This window comes from Streptomyces sp. SID14478 (assembly GCF_010548525.1).
GTDB lineage: Bacteria > Actinomycetota > Actinomycetes > Streptomycetales > Streptomycetaceae > Streptomyces.
Map to the genome: position 1 here is coordinate 1 of NZ_JAAGMG010001288.1, position 1993 is coordinate 1993.

The following is a 1993-nucleotide window of genomic DNA, read 5'->3' on the forward strand; positions in this document are numbered from 1 at the left end:
CCCGGACGCCTCCGCGACGTCCGCGGGTTCCGTCACCCCGTCGGTGGCCCTCTCGCGCAGTGCCGCGCCCTCGAAGTCCGTGACCACCTCGCGGGCCACGCCGTCCACGAGGCCGAGCACGCCGCGCGCCACCCCGTCCGCGCCCACCCCGCCCAAGGAGACCCCGACGCCCACGCCGACGCCGTCCCCGTCGACCGCCGAGCCCTCGTCGTCGGCGCACGAGCAGCAGGCCTCCCCGCAGATGCTGCGGGAGCCGGCGCCGCGGGCCGGGGATCCGGCGTAGTCTTGAGGTGTAGTCCGCCGTACGTGTGACCGGGGTCTCAGGGGTGTGGTTTGCCTCGGGGGGTGTCGGGTGCGTATGGTGGTAGATCGTTTGATCCCATTTGCCCGGCGCCGTACAGGAGCGCCGCGTGGCGCGTACTCTCCCTTGCCGTGGCTGGACCGCATTGAGGCGGTCGATTTGCGAATTGCGAATACACGGAGTTGACGGGCGCGTGCCGAGACTCCGGAAGGTTTCGCATTTCGCATGTCCATTTCCAGTTCTGACCAGTCCGTCATGCCAGCGAACGACGAGGCCGTCGACATCGTCGACGCCGTGCAGGCCATCGCCGTCGACGAGACGGTCGACACCGTGGCGGTCGGCGAGTCCGCCGACACCACCGAGGCCGCCGAGCCGGCCGAGCCCACCCTCACGTTCGCCGACCTCGGGCTCCCCGAGCCCGTCGTGCGCAAGCTCGCGCAGAACGGCGTGACGACCCCCTTCCCGATCCAGGCCGCGACCATCCCGGACGCCCTGGCCGGCAAGGACATCCTCGGCCGTGGCCGCACCGGCTCCGGCAAGACCCTCTCCTTCGGCCTCCCGGTGCTGTCCCGCCTGTCCGGCGGCCGCTCCGAGAAGCACAAGCCGCGCGCCGTCATCCTCACGCCGACGCGTGAGCTCGCGATGCAGGTCGCGGACGCGCTGCAGCCCTACGGCGACCAGGTCGGCCTCAAGATGAAGGTCGTCTGCGGCGGTACGTCGATGGGCAACCAGATCTACGCCCTGGAGCGCGGCGTCGACATCCTCGTCGCCACCCCGGGCCGCCTGCGCGACCTCATCAACCGCGGCGCCTGCGACCTGAGCAACGTCGAGGTGGCCGTCCTCGACGAGGCCGACCAGATGTCCGACCTGGGCTTCCTGCCCGAGGTCACCGAGCTGCTCGACCAGGTCCCGGCCGGCGGCCAGCGCATGCTGTTCTCCGCCACCATGGAGAACGAGATCAAGACCCTGGTCTCGCGCTACCTGAACAACCCGGTCAGCCACGAGGTCGACAGCGCCCAGGGCAACGTCACGACGATGTCGCACCACATCCTCATCGTGAAGCCCAAGGACAAGGCCCCGGTCACCGCGGCCATCGCCGCCCGCAAGGGCCGCACGATCATCTTCGTGCGCACCCAGCTGGGCGCCGACCGCATCGCCGAGCAGCTGCGCGAGTCCGGCGTGAAGGCCGACGCGCTGCACGGCGGCATGACGCAGGGCGCGCGCACCCGCACCCTCGCCGACTTCAAGGACGGTTACGTCAACGCGCTCGTCGCGACCGACGTCGCCGCCCGCGGCATCCACGTCGACGGCATCGACCTGGTCCTGAACGTGGACCCGGCCGGCGACCACAAGGACTACCTGCACCGCGCGGGCCGCACGGCGCGTGCCGGCCGCACGGGCACCGTCGTCTCCCTGTCGCTGCCGCACCAGCGCCGCCAGATCTTCCGCCTCATGGAGGACGCGGGCGTCGACGCCGGCCGGCACATCATCCAGGGCGGCGCCGCCTTCGAGCCGGAGGTCGCCGAGATCACCGGCGCCCGGTCGATGACCGAGGTCCAGGCCGAGTCCGCGGGCAACGCCGCGCAGCAGGCCGAGCGCGAGGTCACCCAGCTGACCAAGCAGCTGGAGCGCGCCACCCGTCGCGCGGCCGAGCTGCGCGAGGAGGCCGACCGCCTCACCGCCCGCGCCGCC

General features: G+C 71.9%; 1 protein-coding gene. It reads left to right on the forward strand.

Annotated features, from left to right (window positions below; genetic code table 11):
* Positions 1-526 precede the first annotated feature (526 nt).
* Positions 527-1993, forward strand: a 1467-nt coding sequence (locus G3I40_RS41190; protein WP_164559925.1) for a DEAD/DEAH box helicase, incomplete at its 3' end; no start/stop codon positions are given.